General features: G+C 62.9%; 30 protein-coding genes and 1 pseudogene. 17 read left to right on the top strand and 14 right to left on the bottom strand.

Annotation, left to right across the window (positions count from 1 at the left end; genetic code table 11):
• Positions 1 to 162 precede the first annotated feature (162 nt).
• Complete coding sequence (locus tag ACVWVY_RS20570; RefSeq protein ID WP_456628094.1) at positions 163 to 393, bottom strand: hypothetical protein; 231 nt, start codon at positions 391 to 393, stop codon at positions 163 to 165.
• 270 nt (positions 394 to 663) lie between these two features.
• Here ACVWVY_RS20570 and ACVWVY_RS20565 point away from each other — a divergent pair, with 270 nt between their 5' ends.
• Entirely contained in the window at positions 664 to 924 is a 261-nt protein-coding gene (locus ACVWVY_RS20565) for a hypothetical protein (protein ID WP_456628093.1), read from the top strand.
• 149 nt (positions 925 to 1073) lie between these two features.
• Positions 1074 to 2468 (top strand): FAD-binding oxidoreductase, encoded by a 1395-nt coding sequence (locus tag ACVWVY_RS20560; protein WP_456628092.1) that lies wholly within the window; start codon positions 1074 to 1076, stop codon positions 2466 to 2468.
• Positions 2469 to 2512: 44 nt separating this feature from the next.
• On the opposite strand, the gene ACVWVY_RS20555 is transcribed toward ACVWVY_RS20560, so the two are convergent.
• The gene (locus tag ACVWVY_RS20555; protein ID WP_456628091.1) at positions 2513 to 2749 is read right to left on the bottom strand and encodes a hypothetical protein; all 237 of its coding nucleotides are present in this window, start codon (positions 2747 to 2749) and stop codon (positions 2513 to 2515) included.
• 303 nt (positions 2750 to 3052) lie between these two features.
• On the opposite strand from ACVWVY_RS20555, the gene ACVWVY_RS20550 reads away from it, so the two are divergent.
• On the top strand, positions 3053 to 3925 hold the full coding sequence (locus ACVWVY_RS20550; protein WP_456628090.1) for a glyoxalase superfamily protein: 873 nt from the start codon (positions 3053 to 3055) through the stop codon (positions 3923 to 3925).
• Between the two features lie 52 nt (positions 3926 to 3977).
• Here ACVWVY_RS20550 and ACVWVY_RS20545 read toward each other — a convergent pair whose 3' ends face one another.
• On the bottom strand, positions 3978 to 4361 hold the full coding sequence (locus ACVWVY_RS20545; protein WP_456628089.1) for a DUF1488 family protein: 384 nt from the start codon (positions 4359 to 4361) through the stop codon (positions 3978 to 3980).
• A gap of 104 nt (positions 4362 to 4465) precedes the next feature.
• Positions 4466 to 8291, bottom strand: a pseudogene (locus ACVWVY_RS20540) (tetratricopeptide repeat protein).
• Positions 8292 to 8688: 397 nt separating this feature from the next.
• Here ACVWVY_RS20540 and ACVWVY_RS20535 point away from each other — a divergent pair.
• Positions 8689 to 8910: a hypothetical protein gene (locus tag ACVWVY_RS20535; protein ID WP_025588851.1), complete on the top strand. Its 222-nt coding sequence runs from the start codon at positions 8689 to 8691 to the stop codon at positions 8908 to 8910.
• Between the two features lie 5 nt (positions 8911 to 8915).
• Positions 8916 to 9359 carry a hypothetical protein gene (locus ACVWVY_RS20530; RefSeq protein WP_456628088.1) on the top strand — a complete coding sequence of 148 codons (444 nt, stop codon included), beginning with the start codon at positions 8916 to 8918 and terminating at the stop codon, positions 9357 to 9359.
• Between the two features lie 65 nt (positions 9360 to 9424).
• Here ACVWVY_RS20530 and ACVWVY_RS20525 read toward each other — a convergent pair whose 3' ends face one another.
• From ACVWVY_RS20525 to fliL, 4 genes are read right to left on the bottom strand one after another with little or no spacing between them, the layout of a single operon-like run.
• A complete protein-coding gene (locus tag ACVWVY_RS20525; RefSeq protein WP_456628087.1) occupies positions 9425 to 10195 on the bottom strand; it encodes a MotE family protein in 771 nt (256 codons plus the stop codon).
• Positions 10192 to 10638: a DUF6468 domain-containing protein gene (locus ACVWVY_RS20520; protein ID WP_456628086.1), complete on the bottom strand. Its 447-nt coding sequence runs from the start codon at positions 10636 to 10638 to the stop codon at positions 10192 to 10194. Before ACVWVY_RS20520 ends, ACVWVY_RS20525 begins: the two co-directional genes overlap by 4 nt.
• Positions 10635 to 11834, bottom strand: coding sequence for a flagellar motor switch protein FliM (gene fliM, locus ACVWVY_RS20515; protein ID WP_456628085.1), 1200 nt, complete (start codon positions 11832 to 11834; stop codon positions 10635 to 10637). Before fliM ends, ACVWVY_RS20520 begins: the two co-directional genes overlap by 4 nt.
• Positions 11835 to 11852: 18 nt before the next feature.
• Positions 11853 to 12344, bottom strand: coding sequence for a flagellar basal body-associated protein FliL (gene fliL, locus ACVWVY_RS20510; protein WP_456628084.1), 492 nt, complete (start codon positions 12342 to 12344; stop codon positions 11853 to 11855).
• Between the two features lie 388 nt (positions 12345 to 12732).
• Between fliL and flgF the strand changes: the two genes are divergently transcribed.
• The 6 genes from flgF to ACVWVY_RS20480 all read left to right on the top strand — a co-directional run bounded on the left by flgF (position 12733) and on the right by ACVWVY_RS20480 (position 17142).
• Positions 12733 to 13497, top strand: a complete 765-nt coding sequence (flgF, locus tag ACVWVY_RS20505) for a flagellar basal-body rod protein FlgF (protein WP_456628083.1) — start codon at positions 12733 to 12735, stop codon at positions 13495 to 13497.
• Between the two features lie 17 nt (positions 13498 to 13514).
• Complete coding sequence (flgG, locus tag ACVWVY_RS20500) at positions 13515 to 14303, top strand: flagellar basal-body rod protein FlgG (protein WP_456628082.1); 789 nt, start codon at positions 13515 to 13517, stop codon at positions 14301 to 14303.
• 9 nt (positions 14304 to 14312) lie between these two features.
• Positions 14313 to 15395 carry a flagellar basal body P-ring formation chaperone FlgA gene (flgA, locus tag ACVWVY_RS20495; protein ID WP_456628081.1) on the top strand — a complete coding sequence of 361 codons (1083 nt, stop codon included), beginning with the start codon at positions 14313 to 14315 and terminating at the stop codon, positions 15393 to 15395.
• A gap of 5 nt (positions 15396 to 15400) precedes the next feature.
• On the top strand, positions 15401 to 16153 hold the full coding sequence (gene flgH, locus ACVWVY_RS20490; protein WP_456628080.1) for a flagellar basal body L-ring protein FlgH: 753 nt from the start codon (positions 15401 to 15403) through the stop codon (positions 16151 to 16153).
• 225 nt (positions 16154 to 16378) lie between these two features.
• Positions 16379 to 16834 (top strand): YidB family protein, encoded by a 456-nt coding sequence (locus tag ACVWVY_RS20485; protein ID WP_456628079.1) that lies wholly within the window; start codon positions 16379 to 16381, stop codon positions 16832 to 16834.
• A gap of 44 nt (positions 16835 to 16878) precedes the next feature.
• Positions 16879 to 17142: a GlsB/YeaQ/YmgE family stress response membrane protein gene (locus tag ACVWVY_RS20480; protein ID WP_456628078.1), complete on the top strand. Its 264-nt coding sequence runs from the start codon at positions 16879 to 16881 to the stop codon at positions 17140 to 17142.
• A 237-nt stretch (positions 17143 to 17379) separates the two neighbouring features.
• On the opposite strand, the gene ACVWVY_RS20475 is transcribed toward ACVWVY_RS20480, so the two are convergent.
• Positions 17380 to 17640: a DUF3551 domain-containing protein gene (locus tag ACVWVY_RS20475; protein WP_456628077.1), complete on the bottom strand. Its 261-nt coding sequence runs from the start codon at positions 17638 to 17640 to the stop codon at positions 17380 to 17382.
• Positions 17641 to 18010: 370 nt separating this feature from the next.
• Between ACVWVY_RS20475 and ACVWVY_RS20470 the strand changes: the two genes are divergently transcribed.
• Together ACVWVY_RS20470 and ACVWVY_RS20465 are read left to right on the top strand one after the other, a co-directional pair.
• On the top strand, positions 18011 to 18370 hold the full coding sequence (locus ACVWVY_RS20470) for a PRC-barrel domain-containing protein (protein WP_456628076.1): 360 nt from the start codon (positions 18011 to 18013) through the stop codon (positions 18368 to 18370).
• A gap of 1044 nt (positions 18371 to 19414) precedes the next feature.
• Positions 19415 to 19936, top strand: a complete 522-nt coding sequence (locus ACVWVY_RS20465) for a ClpXP protease specificity-enhancing factor SspB (RefSeq protein WP_456628075.1) — start codon at positions 19415 to 19417, stop codon at positions 19934 to 19936.
• Positions 19937 to 19940: 4 nt separating this feature from the next.
• Here ACVWVY_RS20465 and ACVWVY_RS20460 read toward each other — a convergent pair whose 3' ends face one another.
• The 4 genes from ACVWVY_RS20460 to ACVWVY_RS20445 all read right to left on the bottom strand — a co-directional run bounded on the left by ACVWVY_RS20460 (position 19941) and on the right by ACVWVY_RS20445 (position 22898).
• The gene (locus ACVWVY_RS20460; protein WP_456628074.1) at positions 19941 to 20753 is read right to left on the bottom strand and encodes a hypothetical protein; all 813 of its coding nucleotides are present in this window, start codon (positions 20751 to 20753) and stop codon (positions 19941 to 19943) included.
• A gap of 114 nt (positions 20754 to 20867) precedes the next feature.
• Complete coding sequence (locus tag ACVWVY_RS20455; protein WP_456628073.1) at positions 20868 to 21653, bottom strand: 2-keto-4-pentenoate hydratase; 786 nt, start codon at positions 21651 to 21653, stop codon at positions 20868 to 20870.
• Positions 21654 to 21721: 68 nt separating this feature from the next.
• Entirely contained in the window at positions 21722 to 22087 is a 366-nt protein-coding gene (gene dksA, locus ACVWVY_RS20450) for an RNA polymerase-binding protein DksA (protein WP_092509290.1), read from the bottom strand.
• A 199-nt stretch (positions 22088 to 22286) separates the two neighbouring features.
• On the bottom strand, positions 22287 to 22898 hold the full coding sequence (locus ACVWVY_RS20445) for an NAD(P)-dependent oxidoreductase (protein ID WP_456628072.1): 612 nt from the start codon (positions 22896 to 22898) through the stop codon (positions 22287 to 22289).
• A gap of 114 nt (positions 22899 to 23012) precedes the next feature.
• Here ACVWVY_RS20445 and ACVWVY_RS20440 point away from each other — a divergent pair, with 114 nt between their 5' ends.
• Positions 23013 to 23402: a winged helix-turn-helix transcriptional regulator gene (locus ACVWVY_RS20440; RefSeq protein ID WP_456628071.1), complete on the top strand. Its 390-nt coding sequence runs from the start codon at positions 23013 to 23015 to the stop codon at positions 23400 to 23402.
• 124 nt (positions 23403 to 23526) lie between these two features.
• Here the strand turns inward: ACVWVY_RS20440 and ACVWVY_RS20435 are convergent, their stop codons facing one another.
• On the bottom strand, positions 23527 to 23940 hold the full coding sequence (locus ACVWVY_RS20435; protein ID WP_456628070.1) for a flagellar assembly protein FliX: 414 nt from the start codon (positions 23938 to 23940) through the stop codon (positions 23527 to 23529).
• Between the two features lie 265 nt (positions 23941 to 24205).
• Between ACVWVY_RS20435 and ACVWVY_RS20430 the strand changes: the two genes are divergently transcribed.
• The 3 genes from ACVWVY_RS20430 to ACVWVY_RS20420 are packed head-to-tail and all read left to right on the top strand — an operon-like array spanning position 24206 to position 26201.
• Positions 24206 to 25324: a flagellar basal body P-ring protein FlgI gene (locus ACVWVY_RS20430; protein WP_456628069.1), complete on the top strand. Its 1119-nt coding sequence runs from the start codon at positions 24206 to 24208 to the stop codon at positions 25322 to 25324.
• A complete protein-coding gene (flgJ, locus tag ACVWVY_RS20425) occupies positions 25324 to 25680 on the top strand; it encodes a flagellar assembly peptidoglycan hydrolase FlgJ (protein WP_456628068.1) in 357 nt (118 codons plus the stop codon). Before ACVWVY_RS20430 ends, flgJ begins: the two co-directional genes overlap by 1 nt.
• Before the next feature lie 17 nt (positions 25681 to 25697).
• A complete protein-coding gene (locus tag ACVWVY_RS20420) occupies positions 25698 to 26201 on the top strand; it encodes a hypothetical protein (protein WP_456628067.1) in 504 nt (167 codons plus the stop codon).
• Positions 26202 to 26208: the final 7 nt, after the last annotated feature.

Genomic DNA, 26208 nt, shown 5'->3' with positions numbered 1-26208 from the left:
TTCGAAGCGTCACCCTGCTTCGGGCGTCCGCGCCTCGCAACCGGAATGGCTCTTCCAGATTGAGCCGCTCGGTACGGAATGCACGGCAGGGTAATCCCACCGGCTTACGTTGATCTGCCGCAAATTTCATTCCCGGAAAATCCGGCACCGGTTTCTGGCGGGCTAGCGCGGCGGCGCCTGCTCCAGCGAAGCGCGAATTTCAGCAACGGTCTCGTCGCAATACTCGTTCAGTTTCTGGAAGCGTTGCTGCAGCGCCCTGAGTCTTACGGCGCGTTTCACCGGCCCCTCCCGGTCAATATTGAATCTGTTGGCGGGCGATGGACGGGACACCGCAGCCTCCACGAGCGCCAGCGCCGCTTGCATCGATGAGTCGTGGCCGTTGTTGGAAGACATATCTGCACGCCTTACAAAATTAGAGTTCGGCCGGGATTCGATCCGGTGGAATTCCGTGTGATCACGCGCTGGCGTTGTGAATTTGCACCGTACAGTAAGTTGCTTGGATGCCCGGGCAAGGTCGATTTAGTGGCAAAAAATGGATGCTTGCGGCGAATGAGCGGCACCACCTCGTAGTCTTACGGACTTTCTGTCCACGATTACGATGCAATCGGCAGCCACCATTGTCGAATTGAGTCGTTTCGTTTGTTGCTTGAGCGATAGTTTCATATGCCTGTCCAGCCTCCAGAAACCGGTCTGCCGCCACGCTGCGAGATCTGCGGCCTAGGTACGGCCCGGATCGGAAAACTGCCGCGGATCGGGCTGCGTCCCCTCGTCTACGTTTACAAGTGCGACGCCTGCAACCAGATTACTTCGATCGAGCCCGAGCGGCAGGACAGCCCCACCATCAGCCCCACCGCCACTGCGCCGATGCCGAAGTCGCGCATCAAGAAGACCCCGCACAATATCTCCCGGCGACAGCCGCACTGATCGCCCGCACAGCACCGGCCGAGGGATGGCTGCTTTGGAGCTCGCCTTTCCAGTTCGGAAAACGCCGCGACAGCGGCCGGCCCGGGTTTCTTCCTGGCCATGCCGCATGTAAGACTTCGGCCGAATTTCTCATAAGAAGAGGCAGGGGCATGTCCGAGGGTTTCATTGACGAACTGCGCAACGCGCTCGACAAGGGCACGGTGCTATCAGGCGGCGACATCGACGCGCGCTATCATCACGATCCCGCCGGCAATCCGGCGCCGAAACCGCGCGCGGTCGTCCGCCCGAGAACGACGGAGGATGTCTCCGTATTGCTGCGGCTCTGTCATCGCGAAGGTGTCCCCGTTACGACGCAGGGTGGCATGACCGGGCTGGTGCGCGCCGCGTTGCCGAATGCGAACGAAATCGTGCTGTCGATGGAGCGCATGAACAGCGTTGAAGAGGTCGATGTCTCCGGGGGCGTCGCCATCGTGCAGGCCGGCACACCGCTGCAAAAGCTCCAGGAGCGGGTCGAGCAGGATGGCCTGATGTTTCCGCTCGACCTCGGCTCGCGCGGCAGCTGCACCATCGGCGGCAACATCTCGACCAATGCCGGCGGCAACCGCGTCATCCGCTACGGCATGACGCGTGACCTGATCCTCGGCCTCGAAGTCGTCACGGCCGACGGCACCGTGCTCAAGGGCTTGCGCAAATACATCAAGAACAACACCGGCATCGACCTGAAGCAGCTTTTCATCGGCAGCGAAGGCATCCTCGGCGTCGTGACACGTGCGGCGGTTCGCGTCTTTCCAGCACCTGCGGAACGGCAGGTGGCGCTGTGCGCCCTGCCCTCGTTCGGACAGGTCATGACCTTCCTGAAGCTGGCGCGACAATCGCTCGGCGGCGATCTGACCGCGTTCGAAGCGATGTGGAATGCCTACTACCGCCAGACCGTCGAGCGTGTGAAGGGGGTGGTTGGCCCTCTGCCGACCCATCACCCCTTCTACGTGCTGCTCGAGGCCTCCGGAAGCGACGCTGAACGCCTTCGGGGCGACCTCGAGAAAATGCTGGAGACGGCGATGGGCGATAATTTGATCCTCGACGCCACGCTTTCGACCTCGATGGCCTCCGCGGCTGCAATCTGGCGGATCCGCGATTCCAGCGTCGAACTCGGTCGCAGCTTTCCATTCGCGGCAAGGATGGGCTTCGATGTCAGTGTGGCCATCGACAGGATGGAGGAATATGCGGATACGCTCGATGCCCGCGTCCAAGCGATCGATCCGCAAGCCTTCACTATCGTGATGGGACACGTCGGCGACGGCAATTTGCATCCCAGCGTGTATCACGAACATACACCTGACAAGCACGACGAGTTCGAGAAGCTGGTCTACGACCTCACGGGCGAATTCGGCGGCTCGATCTCGGCCGAACACGGTATCGGCATCTCGAGGCGGCCCTACCTGAAAATGAGCCGGACAGCGGAGGAAATCGAAACCATGCGCACGCTCAAGCGCGCACTCGACCCGAAGAACATTTTGAACCCGGGACGAATTTTCACGGTGTGAAGACGTTTTGGGCGGTCAAGCCGAGCCGCACGCGCACTCGCCCCTCACACCTTTAAATCATACTGCTTGCAGAGATGGTCGCCGATCTGGACCAGCATCGCGACGCATTCGGGATAACCCGGTTTCGCGACCGTGGCGTCGTCGGCCTTGGCGCGGAATTCCCAGCTATCGCCGTCAGGGATCACCGAGATGACGATGCCGTCGGGGCAATCGACGTGGACCTTCAACTCGGCTCGCGCCATCTCGACGAGTTCGGCTTCGGTTTTGGCGGGCTTGCTCATCGTGACGGTGTCCTCCGGCAGGTCGTTTGCGTGCAGGTTGCCGCTTTGACACGCATCTGTCGAGGGGGTGACGGAACGACGCGCCATCTCGCGCGATGGCCCCATTCCCCCGCCATCGCGATTGACAAGTCCAGGATTGCGGGCGCAAATATTCGACGGGTGGATACGACCCGCTGCTTGCGCCCCTCCCGGGGTATGGCGAATGTATCAAGCCGCGCTTCAAGGCTTTCCTCGTGCCCGAGCGAACGGGTCAGCAACGCAAGCCCCTGACGTATCTCCGTTCGTCGATGCAGAGGATCGACCATGCGCGATTTCCGCGACGCAAAAGCTATGGCGCAAACGCTACGTGAAGCGCTGAACGCCAAGTCCGTTTCCCTCACCCACAGCGAGTCCCTGGAACTGATCGCCAAAATTCTGGGCTGTCGGGACTGGAATGCGTTGGCCGCCAGAATTGCATCCAGCAGCGAACTTCCTGCCGTCAAGCCCGGTACATCGGCGCAGGAGGCGGGATCGCCGTCGCCCGGCCACGATCCATCCGGCCAGCCCGCGCGTCAGAAGATCGTGGTGCCAGCCGCGATCCTCGACGACTACGTCGGATTCTATCAGTTTGGCGACAGCGCCGTTTACACGGTCACGCGAGCGGCCGATCATTTGCTCACGTGTCTGACGGGACAACGCGACGTCCCATTCCATGCGCAGAGTTCAACCGAATTCTTCAGCGACGTTGTCCACGCGCAGATCACATTCGTCCGTGGTGAACGAGGGCCGGCGACATCCGTGATCCTGCACCAGGGTGGCGCGAGCTACCCAATGCAACGCATTGACGCGGCAACCGCGCAGCAGATTGCAAGCCGGATCGAAGAAAAGGTGAAAAGCCAGTCCGCAAGCCCGGGTACCGAGGCAGCTCTCCGCCGCCTCATTGAGGGAATCAGCAGCGGCAAGCCGAATTACGGTGAAATGAGCGCGGCGCTGGCCGAAGCTACCCGTCAACAATTGCCGAACCTGCAACCCGACCTTGCCGAACTGCGCGCGGTGCAGTCAGTCGCATTTCTGGGCGTGGGCGCCCAGGGCGAGGACGTCTACAGCGTCAGGCACGAAAACGGCGCATCGCATTGGCGGATCGCGCTGGACTCGAAAGGAACAATTTCAACCGCCTGGGTCACTCCGGGCCCGTGATACGGAGGCGGCTGCCTGGCTTTGCGGCTCGGACGACGGCAAGCGCGGCGCGTTATTGCGCCGCGCTTGCCGGTCTCGTTTCGGCAATGACCCGCAGCGAAACGGTGTTATCCGTGTCCAGCTCCGAGCCGGTCGCGATCGGGCCGGCCAGCGATGACGGTGGCTTCTGAATATGCTTGTTGAATATCCTGATGATGCGGCCTTTGACGACAGGCACCCGGTCGAACATATCGGATGCAATGCCTTCGACGACATCCCGCAACGCCAGGAATTGCGCCTGCCTGGCCATGCTTTCCGTTCCCCTGGTGCCGCCCAGCTCATCCATCGCGGCATCGCTGATCTGGCATTCGACCGTCTCGCCGTGGTTCAGCATGGTGAACCTGAACGCGAGGCGCTCGTTGTCGTGTCCTAAAATTCGGTCCCGGGTCAGCGGCATCGGACGGTTAGCTAGAGACGATTGCAAAGAGCGCCAGTGAAACGCTGACGTCCGTCCTAATGCGTCAACTGGTCAAAAATTGGCCGAACCTGCGGCCAAATCCGCTACTTCGCCGGCTTCTTCATTTCGATCCGCCTGATGCCTGATACCGCGGGCAAGGCGCCGGTATGAACCGGCTCGGCGCCGGAAGTTTCCGGCGACAGCGGCGCGCGGGCGGTGGCATCCGGGAAGCGGATTTTCATTTCGCGGATGAAGCCGTCGAGCGTATCGACGCTGGCAGCCATCTTGGCGATCAGGGCGAATTCGGTGCTGTTGGAGGCGGCCGGCTTGCTCGCGATTTCGAACGCGGACCGGTCGGCCTCGCCGGTCATCAGGGGCGCGTATTTCTCGCGGAAACGGGCCAGGCCGATCGCGTCCCCGGCCAGCGCATAGCCGACCACGGCGCGGATCACGTCGCTCTTCTCGGCGGCGTTCAGAGGTTTGAAATCCCGCCAGCGTTCCGCGTAGTACAGTTCGATCTGTTCGGAAGCCTCCCGCCACTGCCGCGACGCCCAATAGATGTCGGAACGCAGCCGGATCGATTCGCGGCCGGTGATGTTGGAGATGATATCGAGCGCGAGATCATGGCGACCGATGTCGCTCTGGGCCCGTGCCTCGAGCAGCAGCCGCTGCTGCCGCAGTTCGCCGGAGAGATCGGCGATCCGGGTCAAACGCAGCGCCGCGATCGCCCGGTCCGGCTTGCGGTTGGTCAGGTAGACCATGGCAAGGCGCGCCGCCACCTGCGCGCGCGCGGCTCCCTCCAGCCGCTTGTCGACCTGGTACTGCAGCAGTTCGGCGGCCTGGTCGAGCAGGTCCACCGTAGCCAGCCGGTCTGCGAGGCGGCGGATCATTTCGTCGCCTCGCCGGCCGATCGGCGTCAATTCGCGAAACTCGTAGAACATGGCGAGTGCGTCGACCGGCTTCATGTCGTCGGCCTTCGAGCCGAGATAGAGATCCGCGAACAATGCGGACGCCGCATCCTGGCCCTGCCGCGACAGTTCGGAATTGGGCTGCATCCTCGTCGCGGTCTTGGCCGCGGCGAGCGAATCGGAATAGCGCCCGGTTTCGGCGTAGAGCTGGGCCAGCTTGTTCAACGTCCTCAACTCGATCGCGTCACCGCGCCAGGTGACCGACAGCGTCTCCAGCTCGCGCAGCAACTCGGCCTGGCCGAGTTCGCCGCGCCTGTGCCGCAGCAAGCCCTCCAGCAGCCTCGCCTCCGCCGACGCCTGCCGGTCGCTGGACTGCGCCGCGTATTTGTAGGCGTCGAGCGCGTCCTTGTCGTGCCCCAGCGCCTCAGCGAGCCGCCCGCGCAGCACCGCGATCTCGGGCTTCATCTCGTTGGGAATGCCGATGACCTCGAGTTCGCTGCGCCGCCGCGAGGCCCCGGCATAATCCTTCACCTCGAGCGAAGCCCGCATCGCATCCGCGGTTACGATGCGTTGCAATTCCAGCGGCAGCGCGGCGATCGAGAATTCGGCGTTCTTGAACTTTTCGCGCGCGTCCGCCCATTTTTCCTGACGGGCGAGCGCGAACCCTTTCCACAATTGGGAATCGTAGCCGTTGCCGATCGCGGGGCTGGCGAGGACCTTGAGCGCGCGCTCGGGATGGTCAATCAGGATGCTGGCGACCGCATTCACCATCAGCACGGCGGGATCCTCGTTGCCCTGATTGGTGTCGGAGATGATGAGGTTGGTCACCCCCCTCGCTTCCTGATACATCCCGCGCGACATGTAGAAATTGGGCAAGCTCGAGGCGGGCTTGCGCCTTTTGCTCAGGCCCCGCGGCGGCCGCGGCCTTGGTCAACGCATCCAGCTTGGCGAAAAATTTCTCTTCCCGGTTCTTGCGCCATTCGTTGGCGTCGAACAGCGGCCGCACTGCCGCGGTGGCGCGTTCGGCCGCGACGTCGGCGGACGACAGCGTCAATCCGCCGGGCCGTCCAAGCATCACCTTGTCGGCGCCGACTTCGGCCTTGATGTCGTCGGAGTTCGGATGCGCGACCACGCCGTGCACGGATTCCAGCAGCGACAGTTCGACGAAATCCTGCCGCTTGATGAGGCCACGGGTCGGCGGCGGCGCGGTGACGACCAGCAGCGTATCGCCGGCGTCGGGATCGACCAGCCGGTGCATCGCACCGGGGTTGGCGAGCGGCACGGTGACATTGGCGAGTGCGGGATCGGTAATATTCCGCAGCACCATCAGCGGCAGCGGCGGCGTCTGGCCGCGGTCCGCGAAGGTCAGCGTCCACTCGGCGCCGCTGGCGCGGCCTTCGCTTTCGAGCGAAGGAATCTGCGGCCGGTTGAGGCGGATGCGGATGGCCTGCCCCTTTTCCAGCGGCAGCAGGCTGACATCGCCGATGACGGCGCCGCCCTTGGCCCGGATCGGTTCGATATCGATCGGGTTGGCATGGTCGAACACCAGCCACACCGTATCGGCGCGTCGGAACAGCGCGGCCGGGGTCGGCGTGGCAAAGGCGAACGTCACGCGCAGGCCGTCGCTGTCACGCCTCGCCTCGACGGTGGCGGCCTTGTCCTTGTCCTTGGCGCCGCTTTCCGGCGGCGGACTGGATGCCGCCGGCGCAGTCCCCTTCGGCCGCTCCGCGGGAGGGGCCTGCTTGGGCGCTACGGCCTTGAACGCTTCCTTGGGCGCTTCCTTGGGCGCTTCCGCAGCGGCAGCCTGGACCTGTTCGGCAGGCTGCACTGCTTTCGCGGCTTCCGCGGGCGGCGATATTTTTTCCGCAGCGGCTGTCATCTTCTCGGCCGCGGGAGCCTCGTTGTCCTTGGCCGGCGTTGCTTTTTCGACGGCAGGCCTTGCGACCTCGGCCACGGCTGGCGCTTCGACCACCTGGGCGGGCTTGATCTCGATCCTGGCCTGTTCGGCAATCATTTCCGAGGTAACAGGTGGGATCTCCGCCGGCTGCTGCGGCGGTGATTCCTTCGGGGCCTTGTCGCGCGAAAGCCGCGAGCCAGGCCCCGGCTTGGCCGATACGGCCGGCTTGGTCGCCGCTTGCAGCTCGGCCAAAGCGGGCTTTTCCGCCTGCTGGAAGGCGACATCGATCACATAGTTCTTTTCCTCGCGGAAGGAATGCACGTCGACCTCGCCGATCAGCACGATGTCGACTGCGGAAGAATCGACGTCGGCCCGCTGGTTGATCGAGGCGATGTTCGGCGGCGCCGCCACCTTCGCATCCGCCAGGTCGAAATTGAGCACGCTGTTGAACTGCAGGGTCAGCTTCTGATCGTTCAGCACCGACGACACGTTGACGCCGTCGGGCATCTCGAACACGAAGCGGACGAAGGTCGGCTGCACCGAGGCGCGGACCCGCACCGGCGGTTTCTTCTTCGCGGCGTTGACCGCCATCTGCGCGCGAAGCGCGCGCTCGGCGACCCGCGCCCGCTCCGCCAGTTCGCGCACGACCGCCGCAGGAAGCGCGGGCGGCGGACCAGTCCAGCTATCGGGCAGGAAGTCGACGAAGATCCGCTCTCCCGCCGTCATGGTGTTGACGGTTGCCCGCCGCGACAGCGACAGCCGGATCGCCGTACCGTCGGGGTCGCGACGCGCCGAGCCGACATAATCGGGAACGGCGTCCGACAATTTGTCGACGGGAATATCCACCGGGCGCTTGAAGTGGATGATGATGATCGAACCGGCGGTCGAAACCTCGGATTCGACGTCCTCGGCCAGTTTCAGCACCAGGCGCGCGAAGCCGCCGCTAGACGTGAAGGTCGCCTCACCCCGGACCGGATCGTCGGCGCGGCATGCTTGCGAAAACGTCAGACTGGCAAATAGCAGAGCAAGTGCAAGGGGCTGGCCGAGGTTGTGAAGGCAACGCCTCGCCGCCCGCGCCAATGCGCGGCCCGGCGACCCAATTCCAGCGGCAGCCCTTCGCCCCATCCAGAAGATCTCGTGCCTCAATGAATTCAGCGGCGAAGCGCTCTCGCCTGCACGTTGAATCTTGGATTGGCCGGCTTAAGGCTTTGTTAACGTCAACTTATTGATTTCGTTGAAGGGGCAGATAGGTGCCCAGGCGAAACATTGCACGTCGCAGGGTGGCTCAGAATCCGACCCCTTTTTCGTGATCATCCGGCATGCGCAGGCTCGCGGGCCGCGGCTATTGCCACAGCGCCGCCCCGCGCCTTGATCTAGATCATTAATCTCACGACGGATGGAACCAAGATCGGCCATCCCGTCTTAAGGGAAACAATGGACCCGGGATGCAGGGCCGGCAGTCAATCAACCAACGCGCCCGGGTCGACAAACCTGCCTCAGGCAGCCAATCGGAGTGCGTGAAATGGCAACCCAGATCGTAATGGATCGTACTGGCGACACCCGGCATACATTCGACATCCAGGATCGCGCTGAGGTCGAAAAGGCCGAGCGGCGTTTCAGGGAATTGACCGGCGCAGGCTTTACCGCAGCGGTCCGGTCCGGGCCCGGCGAGCAACGGGTTATCCGCTCCTTCGATCCGACGGCGGAGGAAACGCTGTTTTATCCGCGACTTGTTGGTGGCTGACGGCGGTGACCCAGCAGATCGTCCTGGCGATATGCTCGTTCGCCCTGGCTTTGCTTGGCACGCTGCTGCTTTCGGCGCTTTCGCTAGTCGTGGCGCGATCTGGTTCCTGCGGCAGATCGTTCCGCTTCGAAACCGAGGCGCGAGCGCTGACCCTGTTGAAGGGTTGGCTCTCGCCGAAGCAGCGCGCCAGCTACGAGCGATTCCGATATTTCGACGTCACCGGCAGCGATACCGGGACGCGCTATCGGATACACCACGGCACGCAGACGAACATCGAGGAACTCAGCAGTACGGGCCACCACGTCTGCAAATGGTGCTTCGTCCCGGATGGCGACCTCGTTGCGGGGGATGTCATGCTGGCGCAGAAGATCGCGCTTGAAACCAACGAGCGCGGCGCGCTCACGGTTGCCCATCGCTCGTTCGTTTCGTCGGGGTCGCGCAGGTACTGATCGGTGGTCAGGTAGTGACCGGGTGGCGCCAACGCCCTCTATCCGGGGGCGCCCGCCATCCCGCGTCAATTGGGCCTTTGCTGCAGGATCTTGCCTTCGATTTTCGGCAGCTCGGCCGTGGACGTCGATTTATCGGTGCCGGCGCGCCGGGCCAGCTCGACCGTCAGCCGTTCGGCCGCTTCCGGCTGCATCAAGCCCAGAATGTCCGACATCTTGCGCGGCGCGATCTGGGAGGCGATGTCGTAGAGCACGGACATTTCCAGCCGATCGAATACCTTGGCGGCGTCCTTCGGCTTCATGCCCTCGTACATCGTGATGATACCTTTGAAGCGGGCGGAGTCCTGCTCCGCCTTTTGGCCGGTCGCGGTCGAGATCTTTGCCTCGGTCGCCTTCATTTCCTCGACGCGGCCCTCGATGCGCTTCTCGGTGGACTTCAAAAGACTTTCGCGAATTTCGATTTCACGCGCGCGCTGCTCCAGTTCCTGGCGCCGCGCCTGCAGCCGCTCCAGGATGGCGCGCTCCGACGGCGACACCGATTGCGGATTCTGGTCGGGAAACACCACGACGCCGTCGGGCTTCGGCGCTTCGGTGGCGGGAGCGGCCGGCTTCGGCGGCTCTTCCTTCTTGACCGAACCGGTGATCTCGACGGGATCGGCTTTGGCGCTGTTCGGATAACCCAGATTGTCCTGCGCCCACGAACGCTTGGCCGGCTGGCTGACCTGATAGTCGAACACGTATCCGCCATCGATCACGAGGCCCGCAATCTTCAGCACTGCAAGGCCGAAGATCGCGACCAGCACGACCGGAATGACACGGATGTCGCGAAACGACTTCATGCTGCGAGGCCACTGGCCCTTCTGCGTTCGGAGAATGCTTCAGCCGCCGCGGCGACCGCCTTGGCGGTGGAGACTTTTGGCGCTGCCGGTGCTGCGGGTTCGGCCTCCTGCGAGGGCCGCGCCGCGATCGCGATCTTGGACAGCCGGCGAATGACGCCGTCGCCTTCGGCGAGCATGTTCTTCAGATGCCCCGCCATCTGCGTTGCCGCCGTCAACTGGCTGCCGAGATTCTCGTTGACGTCGCGGACGGTGTGCTTGAGCCCGCCGATCGCGCGTTCAGCGATTTCGGTCGCGGTGATCAGCTCGGCGATCGTGGCTTTCAGCGAATGCTCGTCCGCCTTCAGCCGCTTCAGCCGCTTGTTGAGCAGCATGCAGTAGCCGATCGTGAGCATCAGCAGCACCGCCACCAGACTCTCGATTACAACGCCAAGGGAATGACTCATTGTGCCTCCATCAACTTGGTTTGTTCGTCGGCCTTCTCGAACATCGCGAAGGTGGTATTGGGTTTGCGCAACTGCTTGGTGACGCGAATCGCGACCCGGTCGCCGACCCGGCCCATGCGCCCTTCGGTCAAAAGAACGTTGCCGCAGCGGACCTGCACCAGCGCTTCAGGGCGCATTTCCAGCGGCAGGGTATCGCCGACCTTCAGCTTCATCAGTTGCTTGAGCGGAATGTCGGCTTCGTACAGCACCGCATCGACCGATATCTCGGCCTGCGCCACTTCGGTCGCGAAATGTCCTTCCCAGATCGGATCGCGGCCGAACTTTTCGCCCATGAACATCTGGAGCAGAACCGGGCGGATCGGCTCGATGGTGGCGTAAGGCAGCAGCAGTTCGACAATCCCGCCGCGGTCCTCCATGTCAATGCGCAGGCGCACCAGGATCGCAGCGTTGGCGGGACGGCTGATCGCAGCAAAGCGCGGATTGGTTTCCAGCCGGTCGATCGAGAAGGTCACGGGCGACAGCGGGCGGAAAGCCTGTTCGGCATCTGCGAGAATGACTTCAACCAGCCGCTTGACCAGGTTGGTTTCGATCGTGGTGTAGGGCCGGCCCTCGATGCGCAGCGACGTCTGGCCGCGGCGGCCGCCGAGCAGCACGTCGATGATCGAATAGATCAGGCTGGAATCGACCGTCGCAAGGCCGAAGTTTTCCCACTCCTCGGCCTTGAACACGCTGAGCACGGCCGGCAGCGGAATTGAGTTCATGTAGTCGCCGAAGCGGACCGAGGTGATGCGGTCGAGCGAGACTTCGACGTTATCCGAGGTGAAGTTGCGCAAGCTCGTGGTCATCAGCCGCACCAGGCGGTCGAACACGATTTCGAGCATCGGTAGACGCTCGTAGGACACCATCGCGGAATCGATGATGGCGCGAATGCCGGAATTGTCGTCGAGATTGACGTCGCCGACGGCGAAGCCGAGCAGATTGTCGATTTCTTCCTGCGACAGAACCCGTTCGCCGGAATTCTTGTTGCCGAATTCGCGGCCGCCGTCCTCGACCATGGCCGCCCATTGCAGCGCCATGCTTTCGGAGAGTTCATTGGCGGCAGCTTCTTCCGCCGCCGCGGTGGGATCCTCGGAATCGAGCGACGCCTCCCATTGGGCGGCAATCGCGTCCTGGTCCATGTCGTTGTTGCCGGCCATGATGCTAGATCCGTCCCATCACTGCACGACGATTTCTTTGAACAGCACGGCGCTCACCTGCTGCGGCGCCACCGCGTTGTTGACCCGCTTGGTCAGCTCTTCCTTGAGGCGAAACAGCCCCGCCGAACCGTTGATGTCGGAGGGACGCAATTCGCGCAAATAGGTCTGGAACAGGTCGGTGACGCGCGGCAGGTTCGGCTTGATCGCCTCGACCTGCTTCTCATCCTTGATCTCGAGCACGACCTTGACGCGGAGATATTGCACCCGCTCGCCGGGGGCCCCGACCAGGTTGACCATCATATCGGGCACTTCGACAAAGGACGGCGGCTTCGGCGGCGGCGCTTCGGCGTGCTTCTCCTCGCCATGGCCGCGCATCAGGAAGAACCAGCCGGCGCCGGCGCCGAGGATTGCGACGAACCCGGCGGCCGCAATGATCAGTTTGAGCTTGCCCTTTTTCGACGACGCGGCTTCTGCGCCGTCTGCGCCTTCCGCCTGCTCGTTGTCAGCCATTGCCCCGCCCGCTTCGATTCCGAAAACGAACGCGGTTGCCACCAGCCTGGGTAACGATGCCCCCACAACGCGAAACAAAAGCCGCCAGCGCACACGCGCTCTCTATGGCTGCAACGCTAGGGTAATAATGGTTAACGGAACCTTTCCATTAGCGCCCAAGTAGGAAAAATCTGCCGGGCAAACATGGTCAACAAGACCTTTCTGCCGCCCCCGCCGCGTCCCGAAAAATGCCTAACCCCTTAGAAAGCCGCCATTTCCCGACTTGGCACGGCTTTCGCTGAGTAACTGGCGTGACCTGCCGGCTTGGGAGAGCCCAAAGGTTTACGACGGATCCGGACCACCGGCTTGGGAGAGCTTGTTTTCGGATCGATCAAGGGGAGAACCACCGATGGAGAATATGCTTCTCGTCGGACTTTCGCGGCAGATGACGCTGGAACGGCAGATGGATGTCGTCGCCAACAACGTCGCCAACATCAACACGACCGGCTTCAAGGCCGACCGGTCGCTGTTCGAGGAATTTCTGCGCTCGCCGGCGCATGAAGACAATTTCGTGCGCGCCGACCGCCGCGTCTCTTTCGTGCACGACCGCGCCACCTTCCACGATTTCGCAGCCGGCCCCTCCGAGCAGACCAAGAACCCGCTCGACGTCGCTATCGACGGCAAAGCCTTCCTGGTGGTGCAGACCGCCGCCGGCGAACGTTACACCCGCGACGGCGGCCTGCAGATCAACAATCAGGGCCAGCTCGTGACCGCGAGCGGCGATCCGGTGCTGGGTACCTCCGGCCCGATCGTGTTCCAGCCCACCGACAAGGCGATCAACATCGCAGCCGACGGCAATGTCACGGTCGTCGAGGGCACCGGCCGCACCGACGCAGTCCGCGGCAAGCTGCGGCTGGTCTCGTTCGCCGACGCGCAGAAGCTCGTCAAGGAAGGCGGCAACCTCTACTCGGCGGGCCAGGGCGTCGCCGCCCAGCCCGACACCACCTCCCAGGTCCGCCAGGGCTTCATCGAGAAGTCGAACGTCAATTCCGTCCACGAAATGAGCCGCATGATCGAGATCACGCGCACCTACACGCAGATCTCGGCGATGCTGCAGCAGCAGCACGACCTGCACCGAACCGCAGTCGAAAAACTCGCCGACGTTCCGGCATAACCGTAAGGCATTGATCGATGCGCGCCCTCTACACAGCAGCGACCGGCATGGCGGCACAGGAACTGAACGTTCAGGTGATCTCCAACAACATCGCCAACATGCGCACCACCGGCTACAAGAAGCAGCGGGCGGCGTTTCAGGATTTGATTTATGACCATGTGCGCCGCGTCGGCGCGCAGGCTTCCGACCAGGGCACCATCCTGCCGGTCGGCGTCGACATCGGCGGCGGCGTCAAGACCGTCGGTACGCCGCGCCTGATGAGCCAGGGCACGCTCTCGCCGACCGGCAACGACCTCGACGTCGCGATCCGCGGCGAAGGCTTCTTCAAGATCCAGGTGCCCGACGGCACCTATGCCTATACCCGCGACGGCTCGTTCATGATGGACGCGCAGGGCCGCGTCGTCACCGCGCAGGGCAATCCGGTGCAGCCGACGATCACGATCCCGCAGAATTCCTCGCAGATCACCATCAACGCGCAGGGCCAGGTCACCGTGATTGTGCCCGGCTCGACCACGCCAACCCAGGTCGGCCAGATCGGCCTGACGCGTTTCATCAACAAGGCCGGCCTCAACCCGATCGGCGACAATCTGTTCACGGACACGCCGGCCTCCGGCACGCCGCAGGACGGCGTGGCCAACACCGACGGTTTTGGAGACATGCAGCAGGGCAATCTCGAACAGGCCAATGTCGAGGTGGTGACCGAAATCTCCGACCTGATCGCCGCCCAGCGCGCCTACGAGATGAACGCCAAGGTCGTGAGCGCGGCCGACCAGATGCTGCAATCCACCTCCAACATGTTCCGCTGAGGACTGGTCATGATCGCCCGCGCCCTCCTCCTGGCCACAGCACTGATCGCTGCATCGAGCGCGACCGCGGTTGCGCAGATCCAGGAAACCTTCGCGAACCGCAACTTGATCGCAGCCCCCGTACTGCGCGCCAACGTGCAGGTGTCGAGCGATCTGGTGCGGATCGGCGACGTGATCGACAATGCCGGCAGCGCCGGGCAGATCGCGATCTACCGCGCGCCGGATCTGGGCACCACGGGCTCGCTGCCGGTCGCGCAGGTGCTCAACACCCTTCGCGCCCATCAAGTGATCGGCGTCGATACAAACGGCCTGAAGGAAATTTCGGTGACGCGTCTGGCCCGCGCGCTGGAGGGCAAGGATATCGAGCTGCAGATCGCCCGCGCGCTGGAGCGCCGCAACGGTCTCGGCGACGCCGCCAATCTGTCGCTGACCTTCGACCGCGACCCCAGCGACGTCAAGCTGGACGCCGGCTTCACCGGCGCCATGCAGGCAGCCATCGTCCGCTACGACAACCGCAACGGCCGCTTCGACATTACCTTCGAAATCGGCAACGAGAACGGCGCCGCCGCGGCCAAGCTGCGTTTCACCGGCACGGCGATCGAGACGGTCGAAGCCGCAGTGCTGGCCCGCAATGTCGAGCGCAATGAGGTCTTGAAATCATCCGACGTGGTGGTCGAGCGCCGCCCGAAAGCGGAAGCCGGCGCGGATGCCGCCACGCGCGACCGCGCGGTGGGCATGCAGGCCCGCCGCCAGCTCCGCGCCGGCCAGGCGATCCGCACCGCCGATCTCGCCAAGCCCGATCTGGTGCAGCGCGACCAGAACGTCATACTGGTCTACGAGGCGCCCGGAATCTACCTCACCATGCGCGGCAAGGCGCTGGAGGGCGGCACCGAAGGCGACGTCGTCAACGTCATGAACCTGCAGTCGAAGCGCACGCTGTCCGGCACGGTGACAGGGCGCGGCCAGGTTTCGATTACCCCGGTGGCGCCTCGCCCGCCGCAGACCAGCGACGCTACCTCCTCGCTCAGCGCACAACCCGCGCCGGTTGCGGTCGCTACCGTCAGTTCGTCAGTCGCTCCAAAAACCGAGTAATGTAAATGTCAGTCATCCGTCGCAACCGCATCATTCTCACGGGCGCCATGCTGTCGCTGGCCGCCTTGGCCAGCGGTTGTTCCTCGATCGACCGTCTCTCCCAGATCGGCGAAAAGCCGAGGCTGACGGAGATCGAAAACCCGACCACGCAGCCCGGCTACAAGCCGGTGCAGATGCCGATGCCGAAGCCGGAACAGGCTTCCTACAATGCCAACTCGCTGTGGCGGAACGGCTCTCGCGCCTTCTTCAAGGATCAGCGCGCGGCGCGGATCGGCGATCTCCTCACTGTGACCGTCAATATCACCGACAAGGCCAACATCGCCAACGAGACCCAGCGCAGCCGCACGAGCAAGGAAGACTCGGGGATCACCGATTTCATCGGTGCGCAGACTATTACACAACCGCACAAGATCCTGCCCGGCCGCCTCCTGACCACAGACTCGACATCGTCGAGCGACGGCAAGGGTTCGGTCAACCGCCAGGAAGCCTTGCAGACCAACGTCGCGGCCGTGGTCACGCAGGTGCTGCCGAACGGCAATCTCGTGGTCGAGGGCAAGCAGGAAATTCGCGTCAACTTCGAAATCCGCGAACTGATCGTCGCCGGCATCGTCCGGCCTGAGGACATCCAGAGCGACAACACCATCGATTCCTCGAAGATCGCGCAGGCCCGCATCGCCTATGGCGGCCGCGGCCAGATCACCGACGTGCAGCAACCCCGCTACGGCCAGCAGGTAATGGACGTGCTGCTGCCATTCTGAGTTTCATCCGAGCTCCCACATCTCGTTGCGAACCTAGGCGCGACGGAGATGTTCTACACGGCCTCCGTCAGCTCCCCTGACGGAGGCCGTGGTCGTTTGCGCGGGGATCATCGTCCTGGGCTTGCGGCGGCAGCGGCGGGTGTTGGCTTCGTTGCGGCCGCTCACGCAATGGAACCGAAGCTTCCGCTCCGCGTTCCTGACAGCACCGAACAAAGGGAGCCGACCATGACCCGCGGAATGCCATCGATGACTGCCCTTCTCGGGCTACTCGCCATTGCCGGATACCAGAACCGCGACAAATTGGCAGAACTTCTCAAGGGCGCCGGCGGCGGCCAGCCGGATGCAGGCGCCGGTCAGCAGCCCTTGGGCGGCTTGCTGGGCAACCTCGGCGGGATGTTGGGCGGCGCCGGGGCTGGCGGCCTCCTCAGCGGCGGGCTCGGCGAACTGCTCGATAGGTTCCAGCAAAATGGCCAGGGCGACAAGGCTGAATCCTGGATCAATCAGGGTCCGAACAAGGATGTCTCTCCGCCCGAATTGAAGCAGGCGATCGGCTCCGACGTTCTGGCACAACTCGAACAGCAGACCGGACTGTCGCAGGAGGAAATCCTCGCGAGATTGTCGCGCGAGCTTCCGGCAGCCGTCGACAAATACACGCCGGACGGCCGTTTGCCCGCAGCATGAATTGATGGACGTGACATCGGAGCGATCAAGAACGGAGCATCGAGATGGGTGTACTTTGGACGATCATCATTGGTTTTATTGCGGGCGTGTTTGCTAAATTCATCATGCCTGGAGATAACGAGCCCTCAGGCTTCATTCTCACCACCATACTGGGCATCGTCGGCGCCTTCGTAGCGACTTATCTCGGCCAGGCGCTCGGATGGTACAGGCCCGGCGAAGGCGCGGGCCTGATCGGTGCGGTCGTCGGCGCCATCATTGTGCTTTTTGTCTACGGTCTCTTCGCCGGCCGGCAACGGCGATCGATCTAGAGAGCTGATGGCTAGCGTCGGGCCTGGATCGGTGGCGGTGCGATCCTTCGTGCCCTTGCCAATCCGGACGTGACGCGATGTTCGACCGCCTCAGCCAATTTACCCGGCGGAGGCCGCAGCTCATTGCCGCGCCAGTCCGACAATATCACGGCCTCCGTCAGCTCCCCTGGCGGAGGCCGTGGTCGTTTTTGACCGATGTGTCCCAACGCGCATTAATGCCCGTCGCACCGCCCGCCTTCAGTGCGGGCGCCGACGCGAGTGGTTCCTGTCGATGAACAGGGCGTTGGCGCTGAAGTTGTGATTGTCTATACAAGAAGCCGTCCGGCCCGAAGCCGCAGCCTGGCACTGCGCGTGGGTCGAGTAGATACACTCGCCCGACCCGCCGGCGAAGTCATCGCCCTGGAGGCAATAAGGGTAATCTTTCGCCGATGCCGCGTTAAGGCCGGTGTAGACAATTGCCGATGTCACTAACGCAAGAAATGCAATACGTACACGCATGTTTTCCTCCTACGCTAAATGACCTTTCGTAGGTCCGGACTCAGTGCGGGCGCGTGAGATATTTCACATTGCCAAAGTCACTGTTAGGTGATGCTGCCAGCACTCGTGGCGGAGATCTGGTCGGCTTGACAATTATTGATCCGATATGGCTGCTTCGATTGGGCAACCTGCCTCACGAAAAGTTGGCACGTCGCCGAGGACGTGTGAACGCGCAGCGCCTGTTAGCGGGCGTCGAGTTGCAACCAATTTAAATCCAGCAGGTGCGCGCTACTCAGGTATCGGGGGCGTGCGTCGATGCGTACCCTTTCACTCAGGAACGTTTCCTCACGCCCTTCGTTTTCTGTTCTTCAATCCCCAACTGGAGGAAAGCATGTCTTTGGAAGCAAGCGAAGCCGGTAACCTGATCGGCAGCGACAAGGTCGAGGGAACGGCGGTCTACGGGGCCGACCGCAACAAGATCGGCTCGATCGAACGCGTCATGATCGACAAGCCGAGCGGCAAGGTGTCTTACGCCGTGCTCAGTTTTGGCGGCTTTCTCGGCATCGGCGACGAGCACTATCCGCTGCCCTGGCAATCGCTGAAATACGATACCTCGCTCGGCGGCTACGTCACCGGCGTGACGGAAGCGCAGCTCAAGGGCGCACCGCATTACCGCAACGACAACACCTGGAACTGGAGCGACCCGACCAGGACCCGCGCCGTCAACGATTATTACGGCGTCGCGATCTGATCGAGGTCACACCTGATTTTCGAAGGGCCCGCCTCGATGGCGGGCCCTTCTGCGAACGCGGGTGAGCTCGCCGGTCAGCAAAGAACTATTCCGGCTGCTTTGCGTTGGGGTCTGCGAGAGGCAGAGCAATGGGAAAATTCTTCTTGATCCTTATCGCCATAAGCGTCGCCATTTTGCTGGCGATGAGCGCGTATGTCATCAGCCTGTGACGGCGATGCGATTGCCAACCGCGCGGCCCAAAAGCGCCGGCTGAGGAACCGGGCCACCGGCACGCTTGTCGTTTCCCCGTATCGCACGTTCAATCGCGTCGCCCCGAATCATCGGTCTCAAAACCTCCCTTTGACGAAGAGCGCGCAGCGCGCGAGTATCGAAGGAAGCAGCCACCATGGCCGCCGCGAGCGAAGCGAAACGCCGCGGTCGCGTCTCCTCTCCAAGCCCGTTAAAAAGGCAGGCTCCAGCGCCCTCTGGGGGGAAGATTGCGCCGAAGCCTGACAAGGTTGCCGCGTGTCTAGCGACACGAGTGCATAATTTTCCGGGCCGAGAATCGTTCCTTCCCGAACGTCACTCCGCCCAAGAAGGACATGATGCGAATCGTCACGGGCGGTGCGGTGTCGCGGCAGTATCGTATGTGCAAGTTTGTCGCAGCCGATATTCCCCGAGTACGAAACGGCACAAACGAACGGCGCTCAAACCCCTCCGGCAAGGATTCGGTCGGCAGCCATGGCCTGATGCGATAGTTAATGAAGCTACGTTGCACGATCGAATGGCCCTGGCATCCATTATTGGCGCCACCCAGGCCAACTACTTCGAACCCCGACCAGGTTTTCGATTAACCATTAATTTTGCGGTGACGGTTGGCAAGACGAACGCTCTGCGGCGGAGAGCACGGCTTAAACCTTTAAAACTGCTGCACAGGGAGCGTAGGGCGATCCCGAGCGCCCGGTGGCAACTGACCTGTGCCTGCTACCCGTGGACCTGGGCTGCGGGTGCCCGGCGGCCCGGCATTTCCTGCGCCCTCTTTCTTTTTTGAGGGAACTGGTTAGCATGACCTTGGGTGAAGCGAGCCGCGGCAACGCGAAACACAGCCAGTTGTCATTCGTGCTCGCAGGCAGGCGATCGAGTATTCCAGAGACAGTAGTGATGGACACGACAGGTCGCGGCGTACTGGATACCCCGCAAGTGCGGGGTATGGCCATCTCCTATGCGGCAATGCTTCTCCTCCTCGCGATCGTCATCCCGGCCTCGTCCGCGTTCGCCGAGTCGTGCAGCAAGCCGACAGCGCGCTCCAGAATCGCCGAGACGCTCAAGCTCGCCTCCGAGCAGCGGCCGGTCAATGTCACGTTCCGCACCCACGCCGACGGTGTGAAACTGTCGATCGGCCTCAAGTCGAAATATCCCGACGATATGACCATCATCCTGCAGAATGACTTCGAGCAGTTGAACATCAAGGACGACCGCTTCGAGGTCTTGCTGCGCCTCATGGGGAATCGGGAACGCCTCTCCGTGCCCTTCAATGCCATCAAAGCTTTCTGGGACAAATCCGATCTGAAGTGCTCCGACGGCTGATGCCTCACTCCGGCGTCGCGCGCCGGATCAGGGCGCAGAGCCCCGTCATGCGTGTGATAGGATGTTCGACGAACAGTCGGCAGGAAGCGAGCACCCCCTTCAGCGTATCCGGCGGCGTGGCAGGTTTCAGTTGCCGCGCAAGAACAGCGCCATGGGCATACCCAAGCGCGCGAGTCGAAAGCGTCAGTGCATTCAGCCGCCCTTCCCGCTGCAGCGGCGCCAGCATGGTTCGCACCAGCGCCAGATAGGCCGGCCAATACGCCAGATGCCGGTACATGCTTGCGATCAACTGCGGCTCGGTGTCTTCGCCGAAGGAATTCAATTCTGCAACCAGAGCTGTCACTTCCGGGTCCAATGCATCCATCGGTGGCAGTTCTGGAATTTTTGCGCCGGACGGCTTTGGCGCGGTGCCGGCAGGCTTCACCGCATCCGCTGGCCGCGGGTCGTAATGCGCGAGGAGCGCGGACAACACGACGAGCGCGAGCGCGTTGGTATATTGATAGCTGCCGAGCACGTCACGAATGAGCGCGCGTTCGGTCTCGTCCAGGCCGGCGGAAGCTAACGTGTCGGTGGAGAAGCCGGGGCAGTCCGGCAGCGCGATCGTTTGCCTGACGGCTTCGGCATGCAATGGGCCGTCGGCGAGATAGAGCGGACGGACGGTGGACCACGTCCATTCCAGCGCATCCGGCATGGTCGCGAGGTTGCGCCAGATCAGGTTGACCACGCTGGTGCCGAGAACTTTTCGAATGTCGGCATAGATGTCGGCGATTTCACCTCGCGCGTCGGATTCGAGAACCGACGGAACGCTTTCTGCCATCACGCAATCACCGATCGTAGGGTGGGCAAAGGCGCGGCTTCGCGCCGTGCCCACCATCTATCAAAATCATTGTGCTGAATGGTGGCACGCTACGCTTTGCCCACCCTACGGAATCTACGCAAACTTCGCTTCCACGGTCCCCAAGCCATCCAGTTCCATCTTCACGCGGTCGCCAGCGTTGAGCCACACGGTCTTCACAAGACTTCCCGTTAGCACAATCTGGCCCGCATGCAGTCCCTTGCCCTCGTCGGCGAGATGGTTGGCGAGCCAGGCCAGCGCGTTGTTGGGATGACCGAGCACATCGGCGCCGGTGCCGCGCCCGGCTTCCTCGCCGTTGACGATGGCGCGGCCCTTGACCGTGAGCAGGTCCGGCGCCTTGGTGCGCGCCACCGCCTTGCCGAGCACGCAGCCGGCGGCGAAGAAATCATCAGCAACCAGCGTCGGTGCGCCCATCGTCTCCCATTTGACGTAGCGGTCGTCGACGATCTCGATCGCGGGGTGGTAGGCCTCGATCGCCTCCATCATCCACTCCGCGGTGAACGGGGCTTCCGATGGCGCGAGATTGCGCGCGAGCCGCACCGCGATCTCGCATTCGACGCCGACACGGACATAGTCGCCGTGGCGCAGCTTGGCGCCGCTGTCGTGAACCCCCTTGGCAAACACGCCGCCGGCGCAGGGATGGGGGATGTCGAGATATTGCTGCATCACCGCGCTGGTGCAGCCGATCTTGTAACCGACCAGGCTACCGGTTTGCGGCAGCAGCAGGTCGTGGACCGCGCGTTGAATGCGATAGCCTTCCGCCTCATCGCCGGGCACAAGCTCAGGAGCAAGCGAGGCCAGCGGCGTGCGATTGCGGCGAGCCGTAACGATGGTCTGTGCGGCCGCAAGAATGTTGTCCATCAGCGGCGGCTTTCTTGTTGCAAGGCGGAGCGCTGACCGCGCACTGCGGTCAGTCGCCCGTCAATGCCCTACTCGTCCCGATAAACCTTCTCGCGCTTCTCGTGACGCTCCTGCGCTTCCACCGACAGCGTTGCAATCGGGCGGGCCTCCAGCCGCTTGAGCGAGATCGGCTCGCCGGTCTCCTCGCAATAGCCGTAGGTGTTGTCCTCGATGCGTTGCAGCGCGGCGTCGATCTTGGAGATCAATTTGCGCTGGCGGTCGCGGGCGCGCAGTTCGATGGCGCGATCGGTTTCGGAAGAGGCGCGATCAGCCAAATCGGGATGATTGACGTTCTCTTCCTGGAGGGTCTGCAGGGTAATCTTTGATTCCCTCAGGATCTCATCCTTCCACGCCAGCAGCTTGGCGCGAAAATAATCGCGCTGGCGGTCGTTCATGAAAGGCTCTTTTTCGGAGGGTCGATAATTCTTCAACTTTTCCAAGGCCAGCCCATCTTCACGTGCAAGGCGGGGCGGAAAATTGTCCGTCCGCGCGGGCCTTATATAGCGGCGGGTTGTGACAGACAATATAGGCCGTCCCCCTGGGGGCATCTCCCCCAAGGCCTTGCACAGGCAAAGTTATCGGGCGGCCCGTTCTTTAGTAGCCGACCGTGAAGCGCTGGCGGATATGGGCCGGGCGCTCGATCTCGTCGGCGAGTGCAACTGCGAAATCCTCGAAGGAAATCGAGCTTTTGCCGTCGGCAGAGGTCAAAAGCTGGTCGTTCCCGAGGCGGAACTTGCCGGTTCGTTCGCCGGCGGTGAACAGGGCCGAGGGCGACAGGAAGGTCCAGTTGAGTTCCGTCTCGCCCCGGAGCAGGTCGAGGAACGCGGCGCCCTTTTCGGCTTCCGCCTTGTATGCCACGGGAAAACCCGGGGTGGTGACCAGACGGACGCCCGGGGCCACTTCGAGGCTGCCGGCGCCGCCGACGACGAGGTAGCGGCCAACCTTCGATTCCTTGGCGGCGCCGATCAGCTTGGCCGGATCGCTGGCAAGAAAATGAACCGAGCTGATTGCGGCGTCGTGGCCGGCCAGAAGCCGGGCAAGCCCGGCCTGGTCCATCACGTCGCCCCGGGTTGGCGTGACGTTGGCCTGGGCAGCGATCTTTTCGGGATGGCGGGCGATGGCGGTCACGCTGTGGCCGCGGCGGGCGAGTTCGGCTGATATGCGCGAACCGGCGTTGCCGGACGCGCCAATGACGGCGATTTTCATGGAAGTCTCCCTTGCGATACGCGAATGTGGTATCCAATGGTGACTAGATAGCGAAAAGGATGTAAGTGTGAAGAGAGCACTTTTGGGTCACCTGATTACGCCGGAGTAACCGCTGTGAAAGCCGCCAATTCGAAAACCCCGAACGCCTATTCGGCCAATTGCCCGACGCGCCAGATTCTCGATCGCGTCGGCGATAAATGGGCGGTGTTAATCCTGCTTCTCGTGCGCGACGAGCCGATGCGTTTCAATGCGTTACGCCGCACCATTGAAGGCATCTCGCAGAAGATGCTCAGCCAGGTTCTCAAATCGCTCGAACGCGACGGACTGATCCGGCGACGCGCGATCGCGACCGTGCCTGTCACGGTGGAGTATTCGATCACGCCGCTCGGCGCGACACTCGCCGGCGCGGTCGATCCGTTGCGGGAGTGGGCGGAGACGAACTTGAAGGAGGTGTTGAACGCGCAGCGCCGCTACGACGCGGCGCGCAATTCGATAGCGGCGTGAGGCTATCCACCGCTGTCATGCCACGCTTCAAGCGGGGCATCCAGTACGCTGCGGCCTCTCCGTCAGAAGCAGGCGTCTCTGGAATACTGGGTTGCCCGGTCAAGCCGGGCAATGACATTCGAAACTAGAACCGGCCGGCCTTTGCCAGCTCGACTTCAACCCGCAGCTCAATCTCGGACAATACCGCGTCGAGGCCGGGATCGCCGGAGGAGGATTTCAGATTGGCCGCGGCATCGCGCAGCCGGTTCATCGTGGAAGCATCGAGATTGCCGGAAAGCAGTCCGATCTTGAGCTCGTCGAGCACGTCGAGCGCGCCCCTGCCCCGCGCTACCGAACGCTTACGGCGCTCGGTCGGATCCTCGACGCCCTGCAGCGCCAGCAGCGCATCGATGTTGCCGGCGGCCCTGGGTGCTGCAGCCGAGCGCGGCTCCTCGGGTGTCGACGGCGCTTCCGGCAACGAGAAGCCGGTCGAACTTGTTCGCCGCGTACTACTCGCAGGCGATCCAAGCGTGGTGCCGTTCGGTCCGTAGATGCGCATCGCGGTGGTCTCGCCGTGAGAGTAGAGGAACCTTCGCCTCTTTATGGTTAATGATGCGTAAATAGCCCGGCAAAATCTGCCGGCGTACGGCAGTTTCGCCCATCTTGGTGAAGCCGCCGCAGCATCATGGCTCCGGCGAACATTCAGCAATATCAAGGTATTGCTTCAGAAACGCGACATGGCATGACCCTCGCATAGTTAATGTTGGATCGCCGTCATGGGAGTGGCGCAGCGCTCCGGTTGAAGACCTCGAGGGGAGCACAGGATGCCCGGCATCCGTTCGGCAAGACTGATTTGGGTGGCCTGCGCCGCGTTGCTGGCGCTATCGCCCTCGTCCGCGGGCGCGACCTCGCGGATCAAGGATCTCGCCAACATCGAAGGCGTGCGGCAGAACCAGTTGATCGGCTACGGCCTCGTGGTCGGCCTCAACGGCACCGGCGACACGCTGAACAACATTCCCTTCACCAAGCAATCGCTGCAGGCGATGCTCGAGCGCATGGGCGTCAACATCCGCGGCGCCACCATCCGCACCGGCAACGTCGCCGCCGTCATGGTGACCGGCAATCTGCCGGCGTTCGGGACTCAAGGCACGCGGATGGATGTCACGGTGTCCGCGCTCGGCGATGCCAAGAACCTGACCGGCGGCACCCTGCTGGTCACCCCCCTGCTCGGCGCCGACGGCAATGTCTATGCGGTGGCGCAGGGCTCGCTGGCGATCTCGGGCTTTGCAGCCGAAGGCGCTGCCGCCAGCATCACCCGCGGCGTGCCCACTGTAGGCCGGATCGCCAACGGCGCCATCATCGAGCGCGAAATCGAATTCGCGCTCAATCGCCTGCCCAATGTCCGCCTGGCGCTGCGCAACGCCGACTTCACCACCGCCAAGCGCATCGCCGCGGCCGTCAACGATTTCCTCGGGGTCAAGACCGCCGAGCCGATCGATCCCTCCACGGTGCAGATGTCGATCCCCGCCGAATTCAAGGGCAACGTCGTCGCCTTCCTGACCGAGATCGAGCAATTGCAGGTCGAGCCGGATCTCGCCGCCAAAATCGTGATCGACGAACGCTCCGGCATCATCGTGATGGGCCGCGACGTTCGCGTCGCCACCGTCGCGGTGGCGCAGGGCAATCTCACCGTCACGATTTCCGAAAGCCCGCAAGTCAGCCAGCCCAACCCGCTGTCGCGCGGCCGCACCGTGGTGACGCCGCGGACGGGGGTCAGCGTCAGCGAAGACGGCAAGAAATTCGCGGTCGTGAAAGACGGCGTCTCGCTGCAGCAGCTCGTCGACGGCCTCAACGGGCTTGGCATCGGCCCGCGCGACCTGATCGGCATCCTGCAGGCGATCAAGGCCGCCGGCGCGATCCAGGCCGACATCGAGGTGATGTGATGGACACGAGCCTTATCCACGGCATCGGCGCATATTCGAACAAAAAGACTTCGCTGATCAACGGCCGCAACGATCCGCAGCTTGCCGACGCGCTGAAAAAGATTTCGCCCGAGGCGCAGAAAAAGACGCGCGCCAAGGCGCAGGAATTCGAGGCGATGTTCCTCAACTCGATGTTTTCGCAGATGACCACCAACGTCAAAGGCGAAGGGCCGTTCGGCGACACCACCGGAACCGGCGTCTGGCGCTCGATGCTGACGGATGAATATTCGAAATCCTTCACCAAGTCCGGCGGCATCGGCATTTCCAACGACGTCTTCCGCTCCTTGATCCTGCAGCAAGCCAACCGCGCCGGCTGATCCAAAAGGAACCCGACATGAATCAGCGTCCTCAGGCCAGCCCCGCGCCCTTACCGGCATCTGCACCCGCAAGAGCGATCTCCACGCCGGCGGAAGCGCGCAAGCTCGCGGAAGATTTGATGGAAGTGATGAGCGCCCTGCTCGGCATCATCGAGCGCGAAACCGAACTGGTTCGCGCCGGCAATGTGCGCGAGGCGATGCGGCTGGAAGATCAGAAGGGCGAACTGTCGCGCCGCTACATGGTCACGGTCGAGAATTTGAAGAATGCGCAAAAATATCTGGCGCAGGTATCGCCGGAATTGCTGACCACGCTGCGCCGCCACCACGACACCTTCCGCGCGATGCTGCAGATCAATCTCACCGTCCTTGCAACCGCGCATGCGGTGTCCGAAGGCATCGTGCGCGGCGTCAACACCGAGATCCAGCGCAAGAACATTCCGAACACCTATACGGCTTCGGGGCAACGCGCCGTGCCGGGACCGCGCAACATCACCCCGCTCTCGGTCAGCCGCTCGCTGTAAGCGATCG

It is taken from the genome of Bradyrhizobium sp. URHC0002, from assembly GCF_054059515.1.
Note: the sequence above shows the minus strand (reverse complement) of the source record. Positions and strands in the feature narration are given on the sequence as shown.